This window comes from Streptomyces sp. NPDC104202, assembly GCF_055584185.1.
This window is the reverse complement of record NZ_JBVJMN010000045.1, coordinates 16,305-40,171: the sequence shown is the minus strand read 5'-3', so window position 1 is coordinate 40,171 and position 23,867 is coordinate 16,305. Positions and strand designations below refer to the sequence as shown.

Annotated in this window: 22 protein-coding genes, 1 tRNA gene and 2 pseudogenes; 19 read left to right on the top strand and 6 right to left on the bottom strand. The window is 70.9% G+C overall.

Features of this window, described 5'->3' with window-relative positions:
* Nucleotides 1–211: 211 nt before the first annotated feature.
* The gene (locus tag ACZ60W_RS25895; RefSeq protein WP_469757763.1) at nucleotides 212–742 is read left to right on the top strand and encodes a flavoprotein; all 531 of its coding nucleotides are present in this window, start codon (nucleotides 212–214) and stop codon (nucleotides 740–742) included.
* Nucleotides 743–893: 151 nt separating this feature from the next.
* Here ACZ60W_RS25895 and ACZ60W_RS25890 read toward each other — a convergent pair whose 3' ends face one another.
* Complete coding sequence (locus ACZ60W_RS25890) at nucleotides 894–2,354, bottom strand: catalase (protein WP_469757762.1); 1,461 nt, start codon at nucleotides 2,352–2,354, stop codon at nucleotides 894–896.
* A gap of 333 nt (nucleotides 2,355–2,687) precedes the next feature.
* On the opposite strand from ACZ60W_RS25890, the gene ACZ60W_RS25885 reads away from it, so the two are divergent.
* The 4 genes from ACZ60W_RS25885 to ACZ60W_RS25870 all read left to right on the top strand — a co-directional run bounded on the left by ACZ60W_RS25885 (nucleotide 2,688) and on the right by ACZ60W_RS25870 (nucleotide 5,015).
* Nucleotides 2,688–3,053 (top strand): hypothetical protein, encoded by a 366-nt coding sequence (locus ACZ60W_RS25885; protein ID WP_469757761.1) that lies wholly within the window; start codon nucleotides 2,688–2,690, stop codon nucleotides 3,051–3,053.
* 91 nt (nucleotides 3,054–3,144) lie between these two features.
* Complete coding sequence (locus tag ACZ60W_RS25880) at nucleotides 3,145–3,387, top strand: hypothetical protein (RefSeq protein ID WP_469757760.1); 243 nt, start codon at nucleotides 3,145–3,147, stop codon at nucleotides 3,385–3,387.
* Between the two features lie 107 nt (nucleotides 3,388–3,494).
* Nucleotides 3,495–3,800, top strand: coding sequence for a hypothetical protein (locus ACZ60W_RS25875; protein ID WP_469757759.1), 306 nt, complete (start codon nucleotides 3,495–3,497; stop codon nucleotides 3,798–3,800).
* Nucleotides 3,801–4,178: 378 nt separating this feature from the next.
* Nucleotides 4,179–5,015: an alpha/beta fold hydrolase gene (locus ACZ60W_RS25870; protein WP_469757758.1), complete on the top strand. Its 837-nt coding sequence runs from the start codon at nucleotides 4,179–4,181 to the stop codon at nucleotides 5,013–5,015.
* 161 nt (nucleotides 5,016–5,176) lie between these two features.
* On the opposite strand, the gene ACZ60W_RS25865 is transcribed toward ACZ60W_RS25870, so the two are convergent.
* Entirely contained in the window at nucleotides 5,177–6,076 is a 900-nt protein-coding gene (locus tag ACZ60W_RS25865; protein WP_469757757.1) for a GNAT family N-acetyltransferase, read from the bottom strand.
* Nucleotides 6,077–6,317: 241 nt separating this feature from the next.
* Here ACZ60W_RS25865 and ACZ60W_RS25860 point away from each other — a divergent pair, with 241 nt between their 5' ends.
* Both ACZ60W_RS25860 and ACZ60W_RS25855 read left to right on the top strand, forming a co-directional pair.
* On the top strand, nucleotides 6,318–6,761 hold the full coding sequence (locus ACZ60W_RS25860; RefSeq protein ID WP_469757756.1) for an ankyrin repeat domain-containing protein: 444 nt from the start codon (nucleotides 6,318–6,320) through the stop codon (nucleotides 6,759–6,761).
* 239 nt (nucleotides 6,762–7,000) lie between these two features.
* A complete protein-coding gene (locus tag ACZ60W_RS25855; RefSeq protein WP_469757755.1) occupies nucleotides 7,001–7,627 on the top strand; it encodes a DUF1963 domain-containing protein in 627 nt (208 codons plus the stop codon).
* 585 nt (nucleotides 7,628–8,212) lie between these two features.
* On the opposite strand, the gene ACZ60W_RS25850 is transcribed toward ACZ60W_RS25855, so the two are convergent.
* Complete coding sequence (locus ACZ60W_RS25850) at nucleotides 8,213–9,934, bottom strand: amidase family protein (RefSeq protein ID WP_469757754.1); 1,722 nt, start codon at nucleotides 9,932–9,934, stop codon at nucleotides 8,213–8,215.
* A 120-nt stretch (nucleotides 9,935–10,054) separates the two neighbouring features.
* On the opposite strand from ACZ60W_RS25850, the gene ACZ60W_RS25845 reads away from it, so the two are divergent.
* Complete coding sequence (locus ACZ60W_RS25845) at nucleotides 10,055–10,483, top strand: VOC family protein (protein ID WP_469757753.1); 429 nt, start codon at nucleotides 10,055–10,057, stop codon at nucleotides 10,481–10,483.
* A gap of 143 nt (nucleotides 10,484–10,626) precedes the next feature.
* On the opposite strand, the pseudogene ACZ60W_RS25840 reads toward ACZ60W_RS25845, so the two are convergent.
* Both ACZ60W_RS25840 and ACZ60W_RS25835 read right to left on the bottom strand, forming a co-directional pair.
* Nucleotides 10,627–11,117: pseudogene (locus ACZ60W_RS25840) on the bottom strand (nucleotidyltransferase domain-containing protein).
* Nucleotides 11,118–11,291: 174 nt separating this feature from the next.
* The gene (locus ACZ60W_RS25835) at nucleotides 11,292–11,900 is read right to left on the bottom strand and encodes a GNAT family N-acetyltransferase (protein ID WP_469757752.1); all 609 of its coding nucleotides are present in this window, start codon (nucleotides 11,898–11,900) and stop codon (nucleotides 11,292–11,294) included.
* A 330-nt stretch (nucleotides 11,901–12,230) separates the two neighbouring features.
* Here ACZ60W_RS25835 and ACZ60W_RS25830 point away from each other — a divergent pair, with 330 nt between their 5' ends.
* From ACZ60W_RS25830 to ACZ60W_RS25810, 5 genes are all read left to right on the top strand, one after another.
* On the top strand, nucleotides 12,231–12,521 hold the full coding sequence (locus ACZ60W_RS25830; RefSeq protein WP_469757751.1) for a DUF6225 family protein: 291 nt from the start codon (nucleotides 12,231–12,233) through the stop codon (nucleotides 12,519–12,521).
* Between the two features lie 190 nt (nucleotides 12,522–12,711).
* On the top strand, nucleotides 12,712–13,197 hold the full coding sequence (locus tag ACZ60W_RS25825; RefSeq protein WP_469757750.1) for a DUF2975 domain-containing protein: 486 nt from the start codon (nucleotides 12,712–12,714) through the stop codon (nucleotides 13,195–13,197).
* Complete coding sequence (locus ACZ60W_RS25820) at nucleotides 13,197–13,418, top strand: helix-turn-helix domain-containing protein (protein WP_469757749.1); 222 nt, start codon at nucleotides 13,197–13,199, stop codon at nucleotides 13,416–13,418. Before ACZ60W_RS25825 ends, ACZ60W_RS25820 begins: the two co-directional genes overlap by 1 nt.
* Nucleotides 13,419–13,738: 320 nt before the next feature.
* Complete coding sequence (locus ACZ60W_RS25815) at nucleotides 13,739–14,866, top strand: hypothetical protein (protein ID WP_469757748.1); 1,128 nt, start codon at nucleotides 13,739–13,741, stop codon at nucleotides 14,864–14,866.
* 194 nt (nucleotides 14,867–15,060) lie between these two features.
* Nucleotides 15,061–16,710, top strand: a complete 1,650-nt coding sequence (locus ACZ60W_RS25810; protein WP_469757747.1) for a hypothetical protein — start codon at nucleotides 15,061–15,063, stop codon at nucleotides 16,708–16,710.
* Between the two features lie 239 nt (nucleotides 16,711–16,949).
* Here the strand turns inward: ACZ60W_RS25810 and ACZ60W_RS25805 are convergent, their stop codons facing one another.
* The gene (locus ACZ60W_RS25805; RefSeq protein ID WP_469757746.1) at nucleotides 16,950–17,429 is read right to left on the bottom strand and encodes a hypothetical protein; all 480 of its coding nucleotides are present in this window, start codon (nucleotides 17,427–17,429) and stop codon (nucleotides 16,950–16,952) included.
* A 323-nt stretch (nucleotides 17,430–17,752) separates the two neighbouring features.
* On the opposite strand from ACZ60W_RS25805, the gene ACZ60W_RS25800 reads away from it, so the two are divergent.
* The 6 genes and pseudogenes from ACZ60W_RS25800 to ACZ60W_RS25775 all read left to right on the top strand — a co-directional run bounded on the left by ACZ60W_RS25800 (nucleotide 17,753) and on the right by ACZ60W_RS25775 (nucleotide 23,733).
* Nucleotides 17,753–18,772 (top strand): hypothetical protein, encoded by a 1,020-nt coding sequence (locus ACZ60W_RS25800; protein ID WP_469757745.1) that lies wholly within the window; start codon nucleotides 17,753–17,755, stop codon nucleotides 18,770–18,772.
* Between the two features lie 13 nt (nucleotides 18,773–18,785).
* Complete coding sequence (locus ACZ60W_RS25795; RefSeq protein ID WP_469757744.1) at nucleotides 18,786–19,871, top strand: hypothetical protein; 1,086 nt, start codon at nucleotides 18,786–18,788, stop codon at nucleotides 19,869–19,871.
* Between the two features lie 356 nt (nucleotides 19,872–20,227).
* Nucleotides 20,228–20,461: a hypothetical protein gene (locus ACZ60W_RS25790; RefSeq protein ID WP_469757743.1), complete on the top strand. Its 234-nt coding sequence runs from the start codon at nucleotides 20,228–20,230 to the stop codon at nucleotides 20,459–20,461.
* A 562-nt stretch (nucleotides 20,462–21,023) separates the two neighbouring features.
* Nucleotides 21,024–21,323: pseudogene (locus tag ACZ60W_RS25785) on the top strand (hypothetical protein); the annotation flags it as partial.
* Nucleotides 21,324–21,524: 201 nt separating this feature from the next.
* Nucleotides 21,525–21,599: transfer RNA gene (locus ACZ60W_RS25780), tRNA-Trp, on the top strand.
* Nucleotides 21,600–21,975: 376 nt separating this feature from the next.
* Nucleotides 21,976–23,733, top strand: coding sequence for a lysyl oxidase family protein (locus ACZ60W_RS25775; protein WP_469757742.1), 1,758 nt, complete (start codon nucleotides 21,976–21,978; stop codon nucleotides 23,731–23,733).
* The last annotated feature ends 134 nt before the right edge of the window (nucleotides 23,734–23,867 follow it).

Genomic DNA, 23,867 nt, shown 5'->3' with positions numbered 1-23,867 from the left:
GCACCTCCCACCGGGGAGGGCGCCCCATGCGGTGTGAAGAGGAGAGCCGTTGACCGCGTCGGGCGGGTCCCCGCCCTGTGCATGCCCCGGCCCCAGGCTCCCGGCTCCAGGCCCGCGGCCCCCGGCCCGGCCCCGCCACCCCGAGGCCCCGCCACCCACGACGCCGTACCCTGCCCGAGGTCCACCACTTCCTCCGATGATCGGGGTCCGCGTGAGCAAGAGGCCGTTCCTGTACGTCGTCGTCTGCGCCGCCGGCATCGCGGTCGACGCCCACCGACTGATCACCGCGGCCCAGGACCAGGGCTGGGCCGTCGGCGTCATCGCCACCCCGCAAGGTCTCGGCTTCCTCGACACCGAAGCCGTCCGAGCACAGACCGGCCACCCCATCCGCTCCGCCTGGCGCAGTCCGGGTGACCCCCGCCCCCTCCCGCCGCCCGACGCGATCGCCGTCGCCCCGGCCACCTTCAACACCATCAACAAATGGGCCGCCGGCATCGCCGACACCCTCGCCCTCGGCATCCTCTGCGAGGCGTACGGCCTGGGCATCCCCACCGCCGTACTCCCGCGCGTCAACGTCGCCATGGCCGCCCACCCGGCCTACGACCTCAGCCTCGACCGACTCCGATCCATGGGCGTCCGGATCGCCGCACACGACCCCCACCGGCCCAAGGGCGACGGGGGAAGCGACGACTTCCGCTGGGAAGAGGCGCTGGAGCTGCTCGACATCGAGGCCGTGCGGTGAGTCGCCGTCAGGCCCGGCGGCGCGCGCACGTGTCGTAGCGGTCGAGGAACGCGTCCGAGCATGCTCCAAGCAGCAAGACGACGAGCCTCCAGGGTCGCGGACGACGGCGAACGCCTCTGCGTGATCGCCGTCGTCCGCAAAGGCTCACCCCCTAGGCGCTCTGCCCGGCCCGCACGCCCTCGCTGATGCGCTTGCCGAGGGCGGCGTCGATGTTCGTCCAGTACGTGAAGGCGCGTTCCAGGACCGGCTCGCTGACGCCGTCGAGGAGGTGACCGACGACGTTGTTCACGAGACGGTCGCGGGCCGCGTCGTCGAGGACCTCGCGGACGAGGGTGCCGGCCTGGCCCCAGTCGTCGTCCTGCGGGTGGGAGACGTAGGCCGCACGGGTGATCTCCCCGTCGGCCGCCCAGCCGGGCGGGGTGCCGTACCGCTCGGTGTCGGCCGCGGGGCCGCCCTTGGAGTTGGGTGCGTAGACCGGATCGGACGTCTTCCGATAGGCCATCGCCCCGTCCTTCGAGTACGTGTGGACGTCGGAGACCGGGGCGTTGACGGGGAGCTGCTGGTAGTTGACGCCGACGCGGGCACGGTGGGCGTCGGCGTAGGAGAACAGCCGGCCGAGCAGCATGCGGTCGGGGCTGGGGCCGATGCCGGGGACGAAGTTGTTCGGCTGGAAGGCCGCCTGCTCGATCTCGGCGTGGTTGTCGGTCGGGTTGCGGTCCAGCGTCATCCGGCCGACGGGGATGAGCGGGTAGTCGCCGTGCGGCCAGACCTTGGTGAGGTCGAACGGGTTGAAGCGGTAGCCGGCCGCGTCCGCGTACGGCATGACCTGGACGTGCAGGGTCCACGACGGGAAGTCCCCGTCCCGGATGTGCTCGAACAGGTCCCGCATGTGGAAGTCCGAGTCCGCGCCCGCCATGCGGTCGGCCTCGTCCTGGGGGAAGAACTCGATGCCCTGGTCGGTCTTGAAGTGGTACTTCACCCAGAACCGTTCACCGGAGGCGTTGATCCACATGTACGTGTGCGAGGTGTAGCCGTTCATGTGACGCCAGGTCCGGGGGATGCCCCGGTCACCCATCAGCCACGTCACCTGGTGCGCGGACTCCGGGGACAGGGTCCAGAAGTCCCACTGCATGTCGTGGTCGCGCAGGTTGCTGTCCGCCCGGCGCTTCTGGGACCGGATGAAGTGCTGGAACTTCATCGGATCCTTGACGAAGAAGACCGGCGTGTTGTTGCCGACCATGTCGTAGTTGCCCTCGGACGTGTAGAACTTCAACGCGAAGCCGCGCGGGTCCCGCCAGGTGTCCGGGCTTCCCCGCTCACCGGCCACGGTCGAGAAGCGTGCGACCAGGTCGGTCCGCACGCCGGGCTGGAAGAGAGCCGCCTTCGTGTACCTGCTGACGTCGTGCGTGACCTCGAAGTGGCCGAAGGCGCCACTTCCCTTCGCGTGTGGCTGGCGTTCGGGGATCCGCTCGCGGTTGAACTGCGCCATCTGCTCGATCAGGTACGCGTCCTGCAGGAGGATCGGGCCCCCTGCCCCCACGGTGAGCGAATGCTCGTCGCTCTCCACCGGGGCACCGGAGTCGGTCGTCGTCGCGGGTCGGCCTTCGGTCATCACTCTGCCCTTTCGTCGCGCCCCGCCTACCCTCCACCCCATCGGCCGATGCCGCTACCTGAACGACTACTTCCCGTAGCGAAGCAGGCGACGATATGGCATGCATACGCCATCATGCGCCCTTCAGGCGACCACCCCGTGTGATGAAGAGGGGGAGGTCGGGACACCATGAGCGTGCAAGGGGGAGTCTCGGGGTCCTGCACGGTCACGGAACGTGGGCATCCACGCCGCTGCGCAGGCGAACCCCGAGACAGGACCGCCCGGTGGGACCGGCGCACGTCCGGGTACGGCAGTACGGCACCGCGCGAGCAGCACCTCCTTCAGGGGACGCCCTTGGCCGATCCCGGGGTCGCCCCGGACGCCCTGCGCGTACACGCCGCCCTGGCGTTCAGCCATGCCGACCCCGGCGGGCGTACCCTCACGGTCGCCGTATCGCGCCTACGGGTCACGGACACGGCCCACCGCATCGGCGCGCTGCTCATGAACGACGGCGAGCCGGCCGGCCCCAGCCTCCACCTGCCGCTGACGAAGTCGGCCGTGATGGGCGAGGTCGCCGGCCGCTACGACCTCATCGGCATGGACCCCCGCTTCGTCGGCCGGAGCACGCCGCTGGACTGCGGCTGGGACCTCGGCTCCGCCCTCTTGCTTTGTCCACGAACGGGTTCCGGTCCACTTTCCGTGGAGGCTCACGGATCGTGACGTCAGTGGTGTGTGGTGGGATGGCCGGACTGTGCCGTTGATCTCCTGGGAGACCGTCGTGACGTCTTCGTACTCGTCCCTGACTCGTGCCTTGGCTGAGGCTTTGGCCGATGTCCTGTGGTTCATCGAGGGCAGTGACGACGAGCAGATGGATCAGGACGATGCGGTCAAGGTCATGGAGGGCGTCGCCCACGTGGTCAGTACGCTGTCGAGTGATCAGCAGCAGGAGCTGATCGCCCTGCTCGGGGCGATGGCAGCTGCCGAGACCAACCCCGCTCGCCGTGAGTTCCTGGAGGAGCTCCCGGAGGGCTTCGGGCTCATCGACGATCTGTAATGAAGGGTCTCAGCTTGCCGTGCAAGGTCGGCAGCAAACCGTGGCGCTGGCGGTTGATCCTCCACCCGGACTCGTCACCATGAACGCGACGATGTTGGATGGGCGGCGTGGTGAGACGCAAGAAGGAGAAGAAGAAGCGGCCCGCCTGGGGCATGCCGAAGGGGATCTTCCTGTGTGCGACGCCGGAAGGCTGGCGCACCAGCGTCCTCACCGAAAGCGGAAATCTCTGCGGGGAGCTGGGCGTCCCGATCAACACCGACCCGCAAGACGCGCGGGCTGCGGCGGCGGCGATGGTGACGGAACTCGCGCGCGACTTCCATGACACTGAGGTGGAGGTGAGCTGGGAGCCGCCCCAGGAGCCCTGGTCATGGACCGCGCAGGTCACACTCGCCGCCGAAAGCGCCAGCGGGTGACGGCGCGGGCGGATGGCGGTCGCGGGCCGACCGGTTGGGGCTTGTCCCGTAGGTTCCGGCTGACGTAGGCGCGGACGTTGCCGTAGCCGTCGGGGTAGCCCTGTGCCTTGATCTCCTCTCACAGCTTCCAGGCGTTGGTGCAGCCCTGCTGCCATCGCTGGTCGAGGTAGGGCTGAAGGCATCGAGCGTGGTGGTCGGCTTTGCCACTGGCCGGTGAACAGTCGCTCCGGCTCTGTGGCGCGGGAAAATCGGAGAACGGTGTTGAGGCCAGGTCGCGCCAGAGCCTGTACAGCCAGTCACAGAGCCGGGCTGAGGGCGGCTGGTCCAGCCGGCGAAATTCGCTGGACCGGCCGGGAGGGACCGTGCAACGGTCCTGGCATGCCGAGCGAGAGCACCCTGTCCCAGTCCTTCGGGGCCACAGCGTCGTTGGAGTCCTTCGACGGCACGGCCCTCACCTATCGCCGGATCGGCTCGGGACCAGCGGTCGTCATGGTCCACGGCTCTGGCGGTGGACTGCACTCCTGGCAGCCGGTGGCCGAGCTCCTCGCCGACCGGTTCGAGCTCTGGACACCCGCCCGCCGCGGGTACGCCCCGAGCGGGCCGGGCCGATCGCCGAAGCGGTTCGCCGACGAGGTCGGGGATCTCCAGGCGCTGATCGCCGAGATCGGCCGCCCCGTCCACCTCGTCGGCATGTCCTACGGCGCCTCCGTCGCCCTGCACGCCGCGGCGGCGGGACTGCCGGTTCGGTCGCTGGTGCTGTGGGAGCCACCTCTCTACGCGGCCGGCGAGGAACTGGTCCCCGTCCTGGCCGAGTTCGCAGCGCTGACCGCGAACGGTGAGCGGCGGCAGGCCGATCGGCTGCTGGCCGAGAAAGTGGCCCGCGTCCCGGCCGCGCTTCTGGACCTCATGGACGGGGGCGAGCCCACCGACGACCCTGCCGACGACGAACCCGATGACGCGTCCGGCTGGCTCCGCGACCTCGAATCGATGGCCGTCGACTCGGCGGACATGGAGCGCTGGTCCACGGTCACCGTCCCGACGTTGCTGATGGGGGGCGCCGACACCTGGCAGCCGATGCCGGCCACGCTCGACCGGCTCGCGACCGCACTGCCGCACGTCACCTCCATGACGTTCCCCGGCCAGATGCACTTCGCGCCCTCGGCGATCCCCGAGGCCGTGGGGGCGGAGATCGCTCGCTTCCTGTCGCGGTCCTGAGGCCGTCCGGTACCTGCGGGGCCGAGCGGGTCACGACACGACGGGAACGGGATCGGGGGCGTGCACGGGGACGGGGATGGGGCCGGAACGGGGACGTCGCCCCACCGGCCCGGCCTGATGAGCCGGGCCGAGTGGGGCGACGTCCGCCGGACAGGCCCGCCCTAGACTTCCTCGCCCTTCAGATGGAAGTTGATGCGCTCCCTGACGACGGGAAAGCCGGCCTTGGCGAAGTTCGCGGCCATGGGGAAGTTGCCCAGGTCCGTCGCCCCGGTGACGAACTCCGCGCCCTGCTCCACGAGGACGTGGGTGCACTCGGCGAGGAGGTCATAGGCGTAGCCGTGCCCGCGGTGTTCGGGGAGGACACCGATGAAGCCGATCGTCGGGCCGGAGGGGTTGTGGGCCGGGATGTGGATCCCGGCCAGCTCACCCTCCGGCGTGCGCGCGACCTGCCACCACTCCCGGGGTGAGGGGCACCAGTGGAAGAAGTCGAGCTCCTCCTGGGCGGCCCGATCGAGGCCGCCCTCCTCGATGGCCTTCAGCGCGTGCGCGTCCAGGGTGACCGAGTGGATGCGGCGCAACGCGTCGAAGAACACGGCGTCGTCGGGTTCTGCACCGAAACGCAGGCGTCCGGGCCTCTCGGGGAGACCCCGCTCCGGCGTCCAGCGGTACAGGAAGCGCTCCACCAGGGGTTCGTACCCAGCGGCTCGCGCGGCGGCGAAGCGCGCCTCGGCCGCGGCCCGCAGCGTCGACGACGCCCGCCACCCGCCGGGCAGGTTGACCTCCAGCTCGACCCGCCAGGGCGCGGAGCGCAGGAGCTCGGCCCCCGCCTCCTCCTCACCCTCGGCCACATCGAACCAGTTGATGTTCACGGGCTCCCCGTCGTCGGGGCCACCCCACCACGCGCCACGCGCGACGACCTCGCCGTCGCGCAGTGCGACGCGCTTCCACTCGGTGCGGAACTGCGTCAGCCGATGCCCCTCGCCGGCGCTCAGCGGGTCGGGGAGTGCGTCGAAGAGATGTGCATCGCTCGCCGACAGCGAGCGGATGACCAGACCGGTCATTGGATTCCTCCGGGATAAAGCCGTAGGGAGCGCTCCCGGTCAGAACTCAGAACTGACGAACCACGCCGGGGTAGTCGAGGGAGCGCTGGAACTGTGTGGACTGCACGGCACTCGCCTCCTTCATCCGTCTCAGAGCGTGGAGCCCCACCGTACGGGACCTCTCCCGGCCCCGTCCACGCAATTCTTCGTCGGCCGGACAGGGGTGGCTCCGGCGCACCCGTGATCGCTAACCTCACCGGCTATGAAGCAGCGGCAGCAGAAGAAGCTCTCCCACCGCCTGTTCGAGGCCATCTTGTCTGCCGACGCCGGGAGCGCGAGCAGCTTGCTGCGCAGGGGCGCGAGTCCTGAGCGGCGGAACGCCGAGGGCACCACTCCTCTGTATCTGGCGTCCGTACAGGGCGATGCCGCGCTGGTCCGTCTGCTCCTGGAGGCCGGAGCCGCCCCGAACACCGAGAGCCGCGGCCCGGGTTCGGACGGGACACCGCTCTGCGCGGCCGCCTGCTGGGGACACACGGCCACGGTCCGGGAGCTGTTGGCTTTCGGCGCCGACCCCGACCTGCGCGAAGACCAGGGCGAGGGCTGGACGCCACTGGACTGGGCGGACAACGGACCCCATCCCGAGACCGCCCACGTCCTGAAGGCGGCAGGAGCGCACCGCACGACCAGGGCCGCCCCGAGTCCGTAGCAGGTGAAACGCCTGCACCTTCGGTCGTCCGAGGCCCTAGCCTTCGAAGGTGATCCGTCGTACACCACAACGCCGCATAGACGTGGAGCAGTTGTTTCCCGAGCTCTCGGCCTTTCGCAAGGAGACCGTGCGGCTTCACCCGCGCGTCGGCCGCCCGTCGCACGAGCTCGGTCGGAGGGCCGTTGCTCTGGCCGGTCGAGGAGCCGTGGCCAGGATGCCCCGAACACGACGGTTCGCCGATGGTGCCCGTCGTGCAGATCTACCGCGGCGACGTTCCGGACATCGTGCCGTTTCCCGTGGGGCGTGACCTGCTCCAGGTGCTGTGGTGCCCCCGCCCCCACCGTGGCTACCGCTGGGTGCTCCCGCTCGTGCGGTGGCGAAGCGCCGACGCGGTCCGCGCGGCACGCACGACCATGCCCGACCCGGTCGAGCCGTCGGCGAGGTACGTCCCTCGCCCGTGTGCGGTGTATCCGGAGCGGGTGACCGAGTACCCCTCCTGGGACCTGCCCGAGGCGCTGTGGGACACGTGGGAACAGCCCTTCCTGGACCTGGCAGAGAGGACCGGACTCGACTACCAGAGCCACCTCTCCACCGCGCCCGGCACCAAGCTCGTCGGATACCCGGGCTGGAGCCAGGATCCCGACTGGCCGGAGTGCACCGGATGCGGACGCCGGATGGAACACCTGCTGACCGTCGAGTCCACCGAAGCCGACGCCCTCTCGCGGCACGCCTGGACCCCGGTCGAGGAGCGCCACACCTCTGTCGAGGGTCCCGGCCTGATCCTGGGAGACCTGGGCGGGGTGTACTTCTTCGAGTGTCACGCATGCCCTGGGCGCCCCTTCGCGTACCGCTACGACTGCTCGTGATGCCGGGGCCCGCCGTACGCTCCCCTGAAGGACGGTCCAGGCGGTGGAGGGCTCCCGAGAGGCCTCCGAGCCCACGACCTGGGAGAACTGGTGTCCGGGCGGCTACCGGACAGTGCCCGGCGAGGTCTCGCCGTCGTGCGTCGCCCGGCTGCGGTCGGGATCTCGGCTCGGGTGCACTGAACCCGAGACCCCGGCCGGGCATCCGACGCCCATCCACCGCCCTCGGCTCCCGCTCGGCGGCCGGCCCCGACCGGCGTGGCCCTGCTCGCCGCCGCCGTGTGTCGTCGCGACGTTCACGGCGGACATCGGGTGGGGAACGGGCTGCCTTGTTGTTCCTCGCCGTCGCCGTGGCGGGGAGCACGGCCGTCGGCGTGTTCCGATGGCTGTCCGCTCACCCTTCGGTGCCCGCCGTGCTGGTGCCGCCGCCCGGCCGCCGCCATGGCCGCCCGGGCGCACCGGCGCACCTGCACGTCCTCATCGGCGCCGGCCGTCCCGTGTACAACGCCGACGTCGTGGCGTCATGTGTCGTCCACGACCACGGACGAGGCCGACCCGACAGGGGATCGGCCTCGTCCACACGGACTGTCAGCCGCCGAGGCGAGGTGACGTCACCGTGGGCAGGAACCGCGGGGCCCGCCACGCGTCGAGCCGCTGCTCGACCGCGGCCCCCAGCGTCAGGAGTTCGGTGTCCTGGTGCTTGCCGGCCATGAGGAGCAGGCCGACGGGGAGTTCGCCGACGAAGCCGGCGGGTACGGAGAGGGACGGGTATCCGGCGACGGCGGCCGGAGTGGAGGACGGGATCACGTCGTTGTCGCCTCGCGCGCAGTCGGTGGTCCAGGCGGGCGGATTGGCCGGGGAGGCGATGGCGTCGAGGCGGTAGGCGGCCAGGGTCTCGTCGATGGACCGCCGGGAGAGGTCGTTCAGCTCGGCACGCATCGCCCGGTAGGCGGGTTCGGCGGTCGAGGGCGCGGCCAGGGCCGCCTCGAACAGTTCCTGTCCGGCGAAGCAGGTCCGTTCCGCCGCATGCGTACGGTTGAACTCCACCAGCCCTGCGAGGTCGCGGGGACCGTTGCGGGTGGCGAGGTACGCGTCGATGTCCCGGTGGAACTCGCTCAGCAGGGCCGGGAACTCCAGCTCGGCGAGCCGGGCCTGATAGGGCGGAGTCACCTCGACGACCTGGGCCCCCGCAGCGCGTAGCCGCGCCGCCGTCCGGGTCATGAGGGCGTCCACCTCGGCACCGAGGGACGGGAGCCGCCACAGCCCGATCCGCTTGCCGCGCAGACCGGAGGGGTGACCGGCGGACGGGGCGAGCCCGAAGGCGCCGTCGTTCTTCTCGCCACGCTGGTCGCCGCTGAGGACCGACAGGGTGATCGCGGCGTCGACGACGTTGCGCGCCATGGGGCCGGCGGTGTCCTGCTCGGCGGAGATCGGGACGACGCCGGACTGGCTGACGAGCCCGAGACTGGGCTTGTGGCCGACGATCCCGTTCATCCCCGCCGGGCACACGATGGACCCGTCCGTCTCGGTCCCGACCGCCACCTGCGCCAACGACGCCGCCACGGCGGCCGCGGAACCCGACGACGACCCGCACGGGTTCCGGTCCAGGACGAACGGGTTGCGCGTCTGCCCACCCACCGCGGACCAACCCGATGTCGGCTTGGTGGCGCGGAAGTTGGCCCACTCGGACATGTTCGCCTTACCGAGGATCACCGCCCCGGCCGCGCGCAGGTGGGCGACCAGTTGCGCGTCCTTGTCCGGCGGACTTCCCGCCAGAGCCAGCGACCCCGCCGTCGTCGGCATGTCCCGCGTGTTCACGTTGTCCTTGAGCAGGACGGGGATCCCGTCCAGCGGGCCGCGAGCCCGCCCGAGGCGATGCCGGACGTCACTGGCCGCCGCCTGGCTCAGCGCAGTCGGGCTGACGCGCAGTACGGCGTTGATCCGTGGGTCGACTGTCCTGATGCGGCTCAGGTACGCGAGGGTCAGCGCGGAGGCCGTCAGGTCCCCCCGCTTCATCCGGGCCTGCAACTCGGGGATCGTCACCGAGTCGAGGTCCAGCCCGCGCGGTAAGGCGGAGCCGACATGCCCGGCTTCGGCTCCGGCACTGCCACGGGCCACTGCATCGGCAGAGGCCCGCCCATCTGCGGCTCGCGCTGCTGACCGGTCACCGGCATCCAGGCCGACTTGGCTGCCGGCTTCGACCGGGTCACCGGCCTGCTCGGCCGCCACCGCACCCCCAGGGCCACCCGTCGCCAGAACGGCGGCCACGGCCAGCGCCGCTGTCGCCGACATCACGCTTCTCGTCTTCATGGGGCACAGCCCACTGCAGGGGACCGCAGGACACAAGGACGTTCTGCGCCTCTCCACCGGGTGTCGGCAAGCCGCCGTTATTCGCAGGAACGCAGGAGCCCCCCTTGGTACGGTGCGCCGATGGCAGCGATCAGGAAGTTCCAGGTCACTTTCGACTGCGCCGAACCCGAGCGACTCGCTCGATTCTGGTGTGAGGTGCTGGGGTACGTCGTACCGCCCCCACCGGAGGGCTTCGCGTCGTGGGGCGCTTTCCGGCAGGCCCAGCCGGCTGAGGAACAGGATGCGTGGTTCGCCTGCGTCGATCCCGAGGGAGCCGGTCCCCGCCTCTACTTCCAGCGCGTCCCTGAAGGGAAGGCGGCCAAGAACCGGGTTCATCTCGACGTGCGGGTCGCCACCGGACTCGTGGGGGAGGAGCGCCTCGCCGCGCTGGAGGCCGAGTGCGCACGACTGCTGGTGCTCGGCGCGGTGCACGTACAGACGCTGTACGACGGCAAGGACGCCTGCATTCCCATGCTGGACATCGAGGACAACGAGTTCTGTCTCGACTGACTGGGACTTGCACGGAACGACGGCACCGACCGCACCGATGGCACCGACAGCACCGACCGCAGCGACAGCACCGACCGCGACGTCGGGGAACTCCGTTGGAATCGACGATTTCTCTGCGGGGCCGAGCCGACCGAGGATGCGGATCAGAAGTGGGTCGCGATCCCGAACGCCTCACGGAGCTGCGCCATGTCGTGGTGGTCGCGGTCGGCGGGCTCGTACCCCTGGTGGAAGTAGACCTGCTGTTCCGCGGACAGACAGGGAACGGTGGCGCCGTCGATGCTCCCCGTGACGAAGCAGGACGACGGGTAGACGAACGGGCGCTCGGGTTCCACCGAGGACTGGGTGGCGCTTCCGTCGGGCGCGAACACCAGGGGGTGCAGGTCGATCTCCCGTCCCGAGGGGTCTGTGACGACGAACCGCACGGGGCGCCAGTCGAGCGTTTCCACGACCCGGCGTCGCCGAGGGCCTCGAGCACGATCGGCTCGTGCTCCCTTCGGTGCATCAGGTCCAGGTCGCGATGGGGCCGCGTCTGCTTGCCCAGCAGGGCGTCGATGCCCCAGCCTCCACCGATCCAGACGTCCGCGCCGGCGTCGCGCAGCAGCGTGACGATCTCCACCGCCCCATCCCCCTTCACCGGCCCACGCTCCCTCGGTTGCGTCGAGGTGGAGAGCCTACGGAGCGGATCCCCGTCCCCGCATGGCGTTTTCGGCGCTGTGCCGAACCACGGGCGGGCTGGCCGGCCACCCCTACGCGGTCGTCACGGAAGCGCAGCGACCCGATGCCGGGCCGGGGCGGTCGGTCTGCGGGCTCACGCGTCCCAGGCTCGCGGACGGTTCAGGACCTCCCACTCGGGGCGCAGCAGCGCGGACACGGAGCGGTCGTAGCGTCGTCCGCGATGGAGGCAGGCGGAACGGCTGATGCCTTCCTGGGTGAAGCCGGAGTGGGCGAGGACGGCGAGTGCGGGGGCGTTGTCGGTATGGGTCTTCGCCGTCAGCCGGTACATGGGGAGTTCGCCGAAGGCGAGGTCCACCAGCGCGTCGAGGGCGGCGCGGCCGAGACCTTTCCCGCGGTTCGGGGCGGCGAGCATCAGCTCGACGTGCGCCGTTCCGTCGACGATGTTCTGGTGGGTGAGCGCGATGTGGCCGACGGGAGTGCCATCGGGAAGGATGACGAGGAAGTCGTCGCGGTCGTCGTTCTCGATGTCGCGTTCGAGTCGGTCGCGCAGCGAGGAGAGTGGGCGGGGCCAGAATCCGACATGATGCGCGGCGACGGGGTCGGACTGCCAACTGTGCATCAGCTCGGCGTCGTCCACGTCGAGTGCGGAGAGGCCGATGGACGGGGCACGCCAGGCGATCTCCCTTTCCTTTACGGTCTCTTTGTCCTGATCTTCGGCCGCACTTCTCATGACAGTGGTCATAGGCGGATGTTAGGAGTGCCTCCCGCCCGCTGCCACCGGGTTTCCCGCACGACGGTGCACCTGGTCGTGCGGCCGCTGCTGCGAAGGCAAAGGCAAAGGCAAAGGCGAAGGACCGGAGAAGCATCGTCCAAGGCGTCAGATCGTGGACGCGAGCTTTTTCGAGCCGTGCGAAGCTCAGGCCATGACCCCTTCGACAGGTGCCACTGGCATGTCGTAGCCCCACTTCCCCGCCTTCGTCGCGAGTCCGGGTTTGGAGACGGCCTGGCCGTGTTCATGGAGACGCCTGGGTGGCCTGGCCGGCGCCAGGTGCGAGGCCGGTAGCCTCCGCGCATGCGAGAGAACGAGGTCGAGATCCAGCACCGCCCCGCCGTGTGGACGGCGGCCCGGCTGCGCGAAGCACTGGAGGGCGTGCCTGACGACGCCCTCGTCCACGTGGCCGTCGCACCCGTTCCCGGGGCCGAGGACTTCGACGACCGGGTCTTGGTCGGGTACGCGGCCGTGACGATGCATCGTCCGGCTTCCCCGGAGGAGCCGGCGCGGAGGGAGACCGAGTACACGCTGTTCGCCGACTGGCCGGCGGGCACGTACCAGGAGGACGACTTCCGGCGGGATGTGAGCTGAGGCGGCTGTCAGGAGGGCAACGCCCGGTTGGGATGCGGCTGCCCCTGTCCCTGCTGGAGGGACAGCCGCCGCAACCCGGCGGGAGACCCGAGGGTGAGGCGCTGCCCAGCCCCGGCTGCCCGGCGACACCTCTTGCCTCACCTATCGAAAATCGATAGATTCCCATCGTAACTCGATGGAAGGCTGCGTCATGGGAAAGCTGACAGTGCGGGCGCTGCGCGCCGTGCTCGTCGTGGTGCTCGTCGGCACCGTGTTGGTGCAGGCGTCGATGGTGTGGGCGCTGGGGCACGACCCGGAAGACGGGTCGCTGCCGCTGACCCCGCTGCGGGTGATCACGATCCTGGGCATGGTGTCGGCCCAGGTCGCCCTGGTGTGCGTGTGGCGGCTGGTGGCGATGGTTCGGCGAGGAACCGTGTTCTCGCACGCCGCCTTCCGGTACGTGGACGGTGTGATCGGCGCGATCGTGTCGGCCGCCCTGCTGTGGTTCGCCGTCACGGCCGTCAACGCACCGGGCCAGCGGGAGGACCCCGGCGTCACGGTGATCATGGGCGGGATCGGGCTGGCCATCCTGGGGGTCGCGCTCATCGTGCTCGTCCTGCGGATGCTGCTCGCCCAGGCGGTGGCACGCGACGTCGAGGCGACGCAGATGAAGGCCGAGCTGGACGAGGTGATCTGATGCCGATCGTCGTCGACATCGACGTGATGCTGGCCAGGCGCAAGATGTCCGTCGGCGAACTCGCCGAACGCGTCGGGATCACACCCGCCAACCTGGCCGTACTCAAGAACGGTCGCGCCAAGGCGGTGCGCTTCGCCACCCTCGCCGCCCTGTGCGAGGTACTCGAATGCCAGCCGGGCGACCTGCTGCGCTGGGAGGCCGAGGAAGTCGCGCGGGTCTGAGCCGCGTACCCCAGCGCGGGACGGATGCGGTACCTACCTCACGCCAGGCCCGGGACGGATGCGGTACGTACCTCACGCCAGGCCCGGGACGGATGCGCCTGGCCGTCATGTGCCGCCAGGCCAATCGATCCGTCCCGGCTTCGTCCGGGAGGCGCGCTCTCCTCACGACGCACGTCGGGCCCAGGGCAGCTCAGGCCGGGGCGCGGTCGGCCCGGTCGAGGGTGGGGGCGGATCAGGGGCGGGGGGCCGGACGCCACGCGGGTACAGAGCCTCTCACCAGGCGCGTAGCATCGTACGGAACCGTCCTGGAGGATCAGCGCATGGCCCGCACCACGCCCCCACGCCCCGTCGACGTCGAGAAGTTGTTTCCCGCCCTCGCCGGGTGTCGGCGGACCGCCACCCGCCTGCACCCCCGCCAGGGGACGGCGAATCCGGCGGCGAGCTCGGTGGCAGGACCCCTCCTGTGGCCGGCGGACGAACCGTGGCCGAGGTGCACCGCCTCCCACCCGAAGGGCACAGGGCACCTCCTCTCCGACGTACGGCTCCGCCGACGCGTCCTGGACGAGGCCAGGGGCCGGGAACTCACCGAGGAGGAGCGGCGCGTGCTCGACGCGATGACCCGAGCCACCCACCTCCCGGACCTCCCCGACGACGCCCCGCTGCCGATGCTGGCCGTGGCCCAGCTCTCCACCCGCGACGTCCCGGACCTCGTCGCCCCGGACGGGTACGACCTGCTCCAGGTGTTCTGGTGCCCCTTCGAAGCCCACGGCCACGACCGGACCGTCGATGTCGAACTGAGGTGGCGCCGAGCGGCCGAGGTCGGCGCCGTGCTCAATCCCCAGCCCGAACCACCCGTCGTCGGCCGCGCCGAATCCGTCCCCACGCCCTGCGTCCTCCACCCGGAACAGGTCGTCGAGTACGAGTACCTCGGGCTGCTCGCCGAGGACCTCCAGGAGGAGATCGCGGAATGGGAGGAGGGACTGCTCGGCGATGACGGGGAGGAAGACGAGGACGGGGGTGAGGGGAGCGCGGAGTGCGGAACGGAGGACGGTCACGGGCAAGAAGCGTCCTCGGCGAGCTACGCGACGTACGCGGAGTACGAAGCCGCCATGGCGGCAGCCCGTGCGCAGGACCCCGAGGAGACCGACTACATGAGCGACCTGTCGATCGCCCCGGGCTGGAAGGTCGGCGGCTTCGCCTCCTGGCATCTGACCGATCCCGCCCCGGTGGACTGCCCGACGTGCGACACGACGATGCCGCCCCTGCTCACCGTCGCCACGGTGGAATGCGACGGAGCCTCGCGGAGCTGGCTCCCGGCCGAGGACCGCGACGCGGCGGACGACCCGCGGGTGATCGACCCGGTCGGCGTCTACCTGGGCCGCGGCCTGATGCGCATCCACACCTGCCCGACTGACCCGTCCCACCCCCACCGGCTGACGTTCCAGTGACCCGACCACGTCTCGCCTGACCGCCACGTCGACTCCGGCCCCGGCGTGAGCGCCGACCTCGGCGCCGACTCCGGCACCGACCCGACCTTGCCCCACCCTGAGCTCGTCCCCCGGCCTCGACCGGTGGAGGCGAGCTTCGCGTCGCTCGTCGGGGGAGTCAACCGGAGCCGCGGGTCGTGGTCGATACTGCTCGCATGGGGGATCACGAGACCGTACTCGCACGTCTGCACGCCGCGTTGCGCGCCCAGGACCCATGGACCGCGCTGTACCTGCTCCACTCCGAGCACCCGGACGGACTCGCCGAGGCGGCCGAGGAGGTGTACCGGTCGGACGCGGACCGTTCCGCACTCCGCCCGCACCTCTCCTGGTTCCTCCGCCTTCTGGGCGAGCCTGGTGAGGCGGTCCTGCGGAGACTGATCGCCGACCCGACGTTCACGAACGAGGAGCGGGGAGACCTGCTGCGCACCGCGGTCTCCTGTGGACTCCGTCTGCCGGCCGACCTGCTGCGCGCGTTCGTCGCGGAGTCGGCGGATGCCCCGCCGCAGACAGGTCGTGGTGCACGCGCCGACGTCACGCCCGCTCCCGAGCTGGTCGACGCCATGGGGCTCAGCGGCGATCCCTCCTTCGCACCGTATCTCGGCGACCTCCTCGCGGACCCTGCCGCGCCCCGCTGTCGTGCCGCCCTCGCGCTGGGCCGCCTCGGGGCACGGGAATGGACGGCTCCGATCGCCACGCGCCTGTCGGACGTCCGGGGACTCGACCACACCGCGTTCGTCGTCGCCCTGGAGCTGATGGGCGACCCCGCCGCCGTACCGCACCTCCTGCGCTGGCTGTCCCAGACCACCGAAACCCGCGTCCACGACGTCCACCACGCCCTCGTACGGCTCACCGGACGCGACCCCCTCCTGCCGGAACTGGCCGGCGGAGAGGTGTACGCGGCGGCCGTCCGCGCCGCGTGGGCCGACGGCGGCACCCAGCGCACCCCCGCTGTGGTGCGCGACGTGGTCGTGCAGTCCGGGACGCAGGCCCGCTTCTCCGTCGACGGCGGCGCGGGCCGTATCCGCGTCGCCTTCAACCCCCCTGCACCCGGCAGCACTTGGCCGCGCTGGGACCGATCCCTCACCTTCGACGGGAAACCGCTCTACGGAATGGGTTCCTCGTGCGACACCTGCGAACTGGGCCTGACGCTGCTGGGCTGGCCCCACGACCAGGCGGCCCGAACCGCGGAGCGCCTGCGCGGCGGCCTGGCCGGCCTGGACCGGCTCGACACGGCGCTCTTCGCCGAATGGAGCCCTCTCCTCGGCGAACTCGAAACCGGCCACTACCGCGCGCTGCTGCTCGACCTCCCGCTGGAGCACGTGACCGACCCGGCCCGCTCATGGTGGTTCCGCCGTACAGCGGCCCGCATCCAGGAAGACGGCGACGACTCCGCGGACGGCGGGAGCCGCCCTGAGGACCACTGGCCCGGCACCTCGCACTTCCAGCTCACCTCACCCGTACCGGCCGGCCAGGTGCCGTCCACGTACGGCGCCCTCATGCCCTCGCAGTCGCCCGACGACCTCGATCCCGCGACCGTCGCCCGTCACGCGGCGGCCATCGCCGCCGGCGCGCGCCCCGCGGCCGTCGTCCTCGGCTGGATCGACGACCGCTACGTGCAGGCCGAGTACGACGAGCGCTGGCTCGTCGCCACGGTCCTGGACGGCCACCACCGCCTCGCGGCATACGCGGAATCCGGCGTCCCGGCCCGGGTGATCCTGCTCGCCGGTGTGGGCAAGGGGTGCGGTGCGGACGGCGGGCTGAAGGGTCTGGCGGAGCTGGCCGCGGCGTACGGTTGCCGAGGCTGAACCCGGCGCCGTGGGAAGGTGCGTCGCGGGCCTGAGGGAGACCCGGCAGCAGGCTTGCGCGGTTGCGGTTGCGGTTGCGGTTGCGGTTGCGGTCGCGGTCGCGGTCGAGATCCGGTGCGGTGCCCGGGCAGCCTGCGGTTGGCCGACTTCGGCTTGATCGACGAGCCGGAGGAGAGAAGACACGAGGCTGGGCTGTGAACACCCCCATGGCTGCCCGGGAGAGATGTGCCAGGTGTCTATCAGTCGCTGACCCCGAGGTGCAGGATCGTGGCCCAGTCGTCGGTGACCAACAGCAGGTTGCGCCACCACACGTCGCCATCAGAGGGACCGCCCACCTCGGCGCGGTGTCGGACGGGCCCGAGCTCCGCCTCGACGATGTCAGCGACGGCCCCGGCGAGTTCACCGGTCTGAAGAATCTCCACCGACGTGCGCAGGCGAGGGTCGGAGAACCTGACCACGGGCTGCGTGTACTCCTCGGTCACCTGCCGGCGGAGGATCTCCCGCCCCGCATGTGGCGACCCGGACGGATCGACCGATTCCCTCACCTCGATCCCGCTGGTCCCCGCTTCGTCCACGGCTTGAGCGAGGTCCTTCAGCAGATCGGGACCGGGCGCCGTCCCCGCACGAGGAACGACGCGGCAGAGGGAGAGGGCCGACACGTGGTGGCAGGCGTCGAGCAGCTCCACCCCGGTCTTGCGGACCGTCTCGACCAGCAGCATCGCCCCGGCCTACTCCGGCCTGCGAGACCACCGCCCGGCCGCCGCACTCGACGTGGGCGCGCGGGTGCGACCCGATGCGCTTCTTCACCTGAGACGTGCCTCGGCGCCGGCAGGGCGGGGAGCGCCGGCAACCGGACAGGGGCGGCTCTCGCGCCTCCGGCTGAGCGTCACACCTCGTCGGCCTCGGCGGCATCGGGCCAAGGGCGGAAGACAGCTTGCCTTCGAGGTCGCGCCGTCTCAGTCGGCGGCCGCGCACAGGGGTGACGCGGGCAGGACCTCCGGCGTGTGTCACGATCTCCCCAACCTGTGGGGGGTGTTGCTGAATGGCGCAGGACGTTGCGCTGCGGCCGGTGGTGGATCCGGCCCTCGACGACGCGGAGCGCGCGCTGCTGGAGAAGTCCGCCGACGGACTCTTCCCGGCCACGCTGCCGCTGCCCGAGGAGCCGGGGCTGGGCGGCCGTACCAAGGCGGACATCTGGACGGCCCTGGGGGTCTCCGCGGTGTGCGCCCTGTTGCCCGTGACGATCCTGTGGGCGCTGATCGGCGTGTGGCCCGGCCTGGCCGTCGGGCTCGCGGCGCAGGCGGGGCTGATCTGGGTCGGGGTCCACTTCGGGTTCGAGGCGTTCATCCTGACCGTCGTGGTCGTGCACCTGCTGGCCTGGCTGCTGATCGTCGTCCTCCGCTGCGGGACCGACGAGCGGCAGCGGGTGGCCCGGCTGCGCCACGGCCGCTACTACCTGGCCGAGGACTTCGGCGACGACTCCCTGCGCGAGCTGCTGGGCCACTCGCCGCTGCGCCGGATGGAGCGCGCCCAGGACGCCGTGACGGCGGTGCTGCAGTCGCAGGTCGACCGTGAAGGACTCCTGGACGACATCGCCAACGACGTGACGCTGCCGGCCCAGCAGTACGAGATCGCGCAGCGCCTGGCCGAGCTGACCCGGCTGGCGCGGAAGGTGCGCACCGCTGCCGGGGACGCCTCCGGGTCGCGGGTGGAGGAGGTGCTGCGGACTCAGCGTCAGGCGCTGCGGCTGTCGTCGAGCGCGCTGGAGGAGCGGGTGGAGGCGCTGGAGCGGTACGCCGAGAACACCCGCGCGGCGGACGCGGCGTACCGCGAGTGGGAGGCCGTACGAGAGCTGGAGCAACTCGGCGAGGACATGCACGAGCTGGTGGTGAACACGGTGCGGGACGAGCTGGCCGTCGCCGAGATCGAAGGGCTCGTCGACCGGTCCCGGTTCCAGGACCTGCACCGGATGCTGGACGAGGCGCGGGAGGCGGGGCTGCTGGCCACGCGGTTCGCCGACGAGCCGGCCGACCGCCGGTCCGGCGACGGCGGCCGGGCGTGAGGGGGAGGACGACATGACGCAGACATCCCAGCCGCGACCCGAGTTCCACTCCGGCCGCGGCAAGAAGACCTTCGACCGGATCCCGGGAGGGTTCTACCTGGTCGGCGCCCTGGTGATCCTCTTCGAAGTGGTCACGCTCGGCGCGTTGGGTCTGGCCCTGGCCGTCGGCGACCCGAGCGACGACGGGGCGTCCCCGGACAAGGAGCCCCGGCGGGTCGAGGTCACCTACATCGCGACGGGCGACCACCCTTCGGTGAACCTCACCGTCGGGGAGGCGAACGGTGACCACGAGTCCCACAGTGTCGTCATCCTGCCGTACCGCAAGACCGTCGAGCTGGCGGCGGGCGCCGACTTCTATCTGGACGTCAGAAGCCGCGAGGACCAGGAAGGGGGCACTCTCACGTGCACCGTGCTGGTCGGTGGCAAGGTGGTCCAGCAGGTGCACAGCACACCGGACGCCTCGGCCGCCACCTGCGCGGGCAGCACCGCCGACGCCCCGCAGCGGGCCATCCCCGTGCCGACTCTCACCCCCGGTGTCTCCCCGCTGCCCGAGGAGCGGCGGCTCACCGGGACCGTCAAGGTGCCGGACTACCCGGGCAAGGGCTCGCCGGTCATCGGCACCGTCACGGACTCCTCCCTGGAGTACGCGGAGCTGGGCGGCACGTGGGACCGGAGCGAGACGCTGGATCCGGTCTTCGACGGTTTCACCCGCAAACAGGAGGGGCGTCAGCGCGCACTCGTGAAGTCCACGCAGGTCGACGAGGACATCATGGCCGCGGCCGGCGGCACCGGGGAGCTGCGGGGTGTGGCGGGCGCGGTGATGGACGAGCGGCGGCGCTACGAGTACCCCCGCGACCAGGCGATCCTGGTCGACGTCGCCTCGCAGCCGCTGAAGGTCGACGGACATGACGCCTGGCTCCTGGTCAGCGAGATCCACTTCCACAAACGCGGGGTGCCGTCCACGATGGACCTGAACGCGGTCCTCGTGGTCGACACCGGGCGGGTCCGCCCCTCGGTGCTGTGGGTCGTCCTGCCGGAGACGAACAAGAAGCTCTGGCCGGACCTGAACACTCTGGTCGCCTCCGTCCAGGTCCGCTGACCTGTACGTGCACCGATGCGGGACGGGCCCGGGCGCGCGACGCGTCCCGGGCCCGTCCGGTAGAGCGCGATGCTGCGGGCCGAGCCCGGCGTGTGCGGTCGGCAGGTGATCGTGGACCTGGACGGGCTGCTCGTGCCGGAACATGCCGGCGGCGGCATGTGGGTGACAAAGGCCAGGTCATCGGTGTGAGGAAGATCTTCAAGCGGCCGTTGGAGGACATCGTTTCTGCACGAGTACGGCCCTGAGATCCGCTGTCGGGCATTGGAGTGAGACGCCGTATCCCGTCGTTCCCGGGGGCGTTTGACCGGCCGACGGGCACTTTCTGGCACGTCATTCGGAGATCTTGAGGAGTAGCTATGCGTTCTCTGGCCGCGTCTGTCCTGGCCGTGGGCATCCTGTTCGGCGGCGCCGGTGCCGCGCTCGCCAACGACGGCGTCGGAATCGGGAGTTTCTCCGAGGGTGGCGCCGGCTTCACCTCGCACTGCGCGCTGACCGGTGTTCCGTCCGTGTACGGCACGATCTTCACCGGCTCCTGCTCGGACAGCGGCTGGGAAGTGGGCGCGGAGGCCGCCTGGCTCGGCGCTCACTGAGCTGCCACCGCCTCCGGCGGCAGGTTGCGCTAGGACGAATCCCGCAGGTGCCCGCTCACGGCCTGCGGGACATGGCCCGCTCTCGCAGGTGCGAGTGCGGGCCCGTTCGTGTGCGGGACAGGCTTCCGCCCGGCCACTGACGAAGGTGCCCTGGCACCGCAGAGATGCGCGGGCCCTCGGTCCGGGGTGCCGAGACCTGAGCGGGCGGTCCGGCGTAGCCTCGCCGCCATGAGCGGTGACGTCGTGGCGTTGGTGACGATCTTCGGAGGTCTCACGGCCGTGGTCGTCGCCCTCGCGTGGCCGGCACGCCGTGTGCGGCGTCGGGGCGCGGCGAGCGCGGGCGTGGCCGCTGCCCTGGCGGCCTATCAAGAGGCCTATCGGGTAAGCGCGTACGAGGCGCACTGGGAGCTCACAGCGCAGGCGGAGCGTCAGGTCCTCGTGCCGTCTCCGGACGGCCACGGGGCGAATGCCGGCCGGAAGCCGGGGGAGTACCGGGAGCAGGGCGCGAGGCCTTCGGCTGGGCGGTCGCGGAGGGGCGGCGTGAACTGGCGTCGGTTGACGCGGCGGTGTCATGGTGCTGAGTGCCGGCGAGATCGGTTTCGTGCGGGAGGGGGATCGATGGGCCGTGGGCGAGGTCAGTAACCAGTCCACCGGGTACTGCCCCGACATCGACTCCTGGCCGGACGTTGCGCGTGCTGTGGACGCCATCGGGCTCGCCAGGCCCTCCGGTTTCACCCATGAGGTGGTGTTCCGCCGCTGCCCTGGCTGCCAGGAGCACAACATCGTGAGGGAGGACGACTTCGTCTGTGTGTTCTGCGGCGGCGAACTGCCGGAGGCGTGGAACGTGGATCCGAGCGCGTGATGCCGGAGAGGCGCGGCTGTCGGACTACCTGGAGTACGTGGCCGGGGAACGAGACTGGCAGGGGCCGACAGCCGCCGTCTCCTGCGGCATCGGACGGGGCTTCAGGACGCGGCCGGCCCCGTCGGATCCGGTCTCAGGCCATGCAACCGGGCAGGGCCTCCGTGTGACCGGTGGGGAGTGCCTTGTACGATCCTGCCGGGCGGAGCCGTAGCGCAGAGGTCGACGCGCGCGGTCTCCAAAATCGCGAGGACGCCGGTTCGATTCCGGTCGGCTCCGCCTGTTCGTCGGGTGCGAGTGACCCTGGACGCTGCGGAGTTGCCGGTCAGCGGTGCGTCCTGTCCCAGGAAAGCGCGGGAATTCCGGTAATCCGGCGGTATTACGTGCTGGTTTTCGCTCCTTCGCGGGGCTGCTCAGGCCCTCCCTTCCCGTACGCCGGTCAGTGACCGTCTGTTTTCCATCAAAGCGGCGGCATTCGGCCAACATTCCGGTGATTGAGGAACCTTGGGACAACCAGGCGCCATGACGTGCCCTCTCACCGCACGGGCGCAGCGAGTGGCTGCCACCGCGGCGGCCGGGTCCGTTCTACCGGCACGCGAGGCGGAGTGGCCCGCTGGCGGCTTCCTTTTCAGAGCATCCGGAGGACGAGGGAACGATGACCACCACGCGCACCACCCGCCTGCGGCGTCCGCTGCTGGCCGGCACCACGGCTGTTGCCGCCATGGCGGTGACGGCGGGCTTCATGGCCGCCAGTCCCGAGCAGGCGAGCGCCGCGACGGGTCCCAAGCTGAGCCTCATCGCGGCGACCGACTCGGTCACGCTGACCTCCTGGAAGGAGGAGCCGGGGGTCTACCTGGACCTGGGGACGTACCTGACGGCGGAGGGGAATCCGCTGGAGCTGAAGGTGACCCGCACGTCGTACAAGGACCCGGTGACGATCACCCAGACGGTGTACGAGGGCGGCAAGGCCAAGGCGAAGGTCCTGCCCGCGGGGACGGTGAAGGACTTCTCCGGCCTGCCGGGCTTCGCGGAGATCACCGTCACGGACAAGGACGGCAAGAAGGTCTTCAGCCGGACGGAGAGCTTCTGCCCGAACAACGCCAGCGGGCGGGTCCGGCCCGATGCGCCGGCCACGTCGAAGTACCCGGAGAGCTGCCCCACCAACCCCTTCACCCTCGGATCCGTGTGGGGCGTGGAGAAGGGGTGGGCCGCCAACACCTACGGCGGTGCCTACACGCAGCCGGTCAAGCTCGCCGCCGGCACCTACACGGCGAAGATCGGCGTCGCGAAGAAGTACCGGGACCTCTTCGGGATCGCCGACCGGCCGGCGACGGTGAAGGTCACCATCCAGGAGCGCAGCTGGGACGAAGGCCGCGGCGCCGCGGCCGCCGGGCTGACCGCCACCGGCGGGCACGCCGGGCACGGCGGCTCCCACCAGGCTCCGGCCGCCCACGCCGGGCACGGGGGTCCGGGTCACGATCCGACGCCCGCCCAGGTCGCCGCACCCGACACCAGCGGGGGCGGCCCCACGTACAACGTGGGCCACGGGCCCCTGAAGGCCGCACCGCCGGCCGTGCCGTGGGCGGTGAAGAAGCAGCAGGCCGCGGCCCTCGCCCACACGCAGGCCGGGGACACCGCCGGCCAGACCGATGGCTCGCGCCAGGCCCCGGCGCTGGCGCCGCAGGCCAAGCGGCCCACCGGCACCCCGTCCGTCCCGAACGTGCCCAAGCCCGACCTCCGGTCGCTGCCGGCGTACGGCATCACCATCAGCGACGGCGGTCAGAACGTTCCCGGCAAGGACTACCTCGCCTTCAGCGCCAACGTGTGGAACGCCGGCCCGGCCCAGCTCGTCGTCGACGGCTTCCGCTCGCCCGGCAAGGCCACGATGGACGCCTACCAGTACTTCTACGACGCCAACGGCAAGCAGGTCGGCTACACCCCGACCGGCACCATGGAGTGGGACCCGCGCCCCGGTCACGTCCACTGGCACTTCACCGACTTCGCCAGCTACCGCCTCCTGAAGGCCGACCAGAAGGAAGCGGTCCGGAGCGGCAAGGAAGCGTTCTGCCTGGCCAACACCGACGCCGTCGACTACACGGTCAAGAACGCCAACTGGCACCCCTACAACACCGACCTCTCCACCGCCTGCGGCCAGGAGAACTCCATCTCCGTCCGCGAGGTGCTGGACGTCGGTTCCGGTGACACCTACACCCAGGACCTGCCCGGCCAGTCCTTCGACATCACGGACCTGCCCAACGGCACCTACTACATCCAGGTCCTCGCCAACCCGGCCAAGCGCCTGAAGGAGACCAACCTCGACAACAACAGCGCCCTGCGCAAGGTCGTCCTCGGCGGTACCCCCGGCCGGCGCACCGTCACCGTCCCCGCGCACGACCTCGTGAACGCGAACTGATCTGACCCCGCGTGCTCCCACCCGCCCCGCCGAGCCCGAAGTCCAGGGCGAGCGGGTGGGGCCGCCGGAGGCAACGCAAAGGGCCGAGCGGGCCTTCGGGGCTCGCTCGGCCCTTTGCGCGTCGTGGGGGATTT

Coding starts and splice junctions, on each gene's coding strand:
- ACZ60W_RS25890 (WP_469757762.1), bottom strand. CDS start 2,354: ATGACCGAAGGCCGACCCGCGACGACGACCGACTCCGGTGCCCCGGTG.
- ACZ60W_RS25870 (WP_469757758.1), top strand. CDS start 4,179: ATGCCGAGCGAGAGCACCCTGTCCCAGTCCTTCGGGGCCACAGCGTCG.
- ACZ60W_RS25865 (WP_469757757.1), bottom strand. CDS start 6,076: ATGACCGGTCTGGTCATCCGCTCGCTGTCGGCGAGCGATGCACATCTC.
- ACZ60W_RS25860 (WP_469757756.1), top strand. CDS start 6,318: ATGAAGCAGCGGCAGCAGAAGAAGCTCTCCCACCGCCTGTTCGAGGCC.
- ACZ60W_RS25855 (WP_469757755.1), top strand. CDS start 7,001: ATGGTGCCCGTCGTGCAGATCTACCGCGGCGACGTTCCGGACATCGTG.
- ACZ60W_RS25850 (WP_469757754.1), bottom strand. CDS start 9,934: ATGAAGACGAGAAGCGTGATGTCGGCGACAGCGGCGCTGGCCGTGGCC.
- ACZ60W_RS25845 (WP_469757753.1), top strand. CDS start 10,055: ATGGCAGCGATCAGGAAGTTCCAGGTCACTTTCGACTGCGCCGAACCC.
- ACZ60W_RS25835 (WP_469757752.1), bottom strand. CDS start 11,900: ATGACCACTGTCATGAGAAGTGCGGCCGAAGATCAGGACAAAGAGACC.
- ACZ60W_RS25830 (WP_469757751.1), top strand. CDS start 12,231: ATGCGAGAGAACGAGGTCGAGATCCAGCACCGCCCCGCCGTGTGGACG.
- ACZ60W_RS25825 (WP_469757750.1), top strand. CDS start 12,712: ATGGGAAAGCTGACAGTGCGGGCGCTGCGCGCCGTGCTCGTCGTGGTG.
- ACZ60W_RS25820 (WP_469757749.1), top strand. CDS start 13,197: ATGCCGATCGTCGTCGACATCGACGTGATGCTGGCCAGGCGCAAGATG.
- ACZ60W_RS25815 (WP_469757748.1), top strand. CDS start 13,739: ATGGCCCGCACCACGCCCCCACGCCCCGTCGACGTCGAGAAGTTGTTT.
- ACZ60W_RS25810 (WP_469757747.1), top strand. CDS start 15,061: ATGGGGGATCACGAGACCGTACTCGCACGTCTGCACGCCGCGTTGCGC.
- ACZ60W_RS25805 (WP_469757746.1), bottom strand. CDS start 17,429: ATGCTGCTGGTCGAGACGGTCCGCAAGACCGGGGTGGAGCTGCTCGAC.
- ACZ60W_RS25800 (WP_469757745.1), top strand. CDS start 17,753: ATGGCGCAGGACGTTGCGCTGCGGCCGGTGGTGGATCCGGCCCTCGAC.
- ACZ60W_RS25795 (WP_469757744.1), top strand. CDS start 18,786: ATGACGCAGACATCCCAGCCGCGACCCGAGTTCCACTCCGGCCGCGGC.
- ACZ60W_RS25790 (WP_469757743.1), top strand. CDS start 20,228: ATGCGTTCTCTGGCCGCGTCTGTCCTGGCCGTGGGCATCCTGTTCGGC.
- ACZ60W_RS25775 (WP_469757742.1), top strand. CDS start 21,976: ATGACCACCACGCGCACCACCCGCCTGCGGCGTCCGCTGCTGGCCGGC.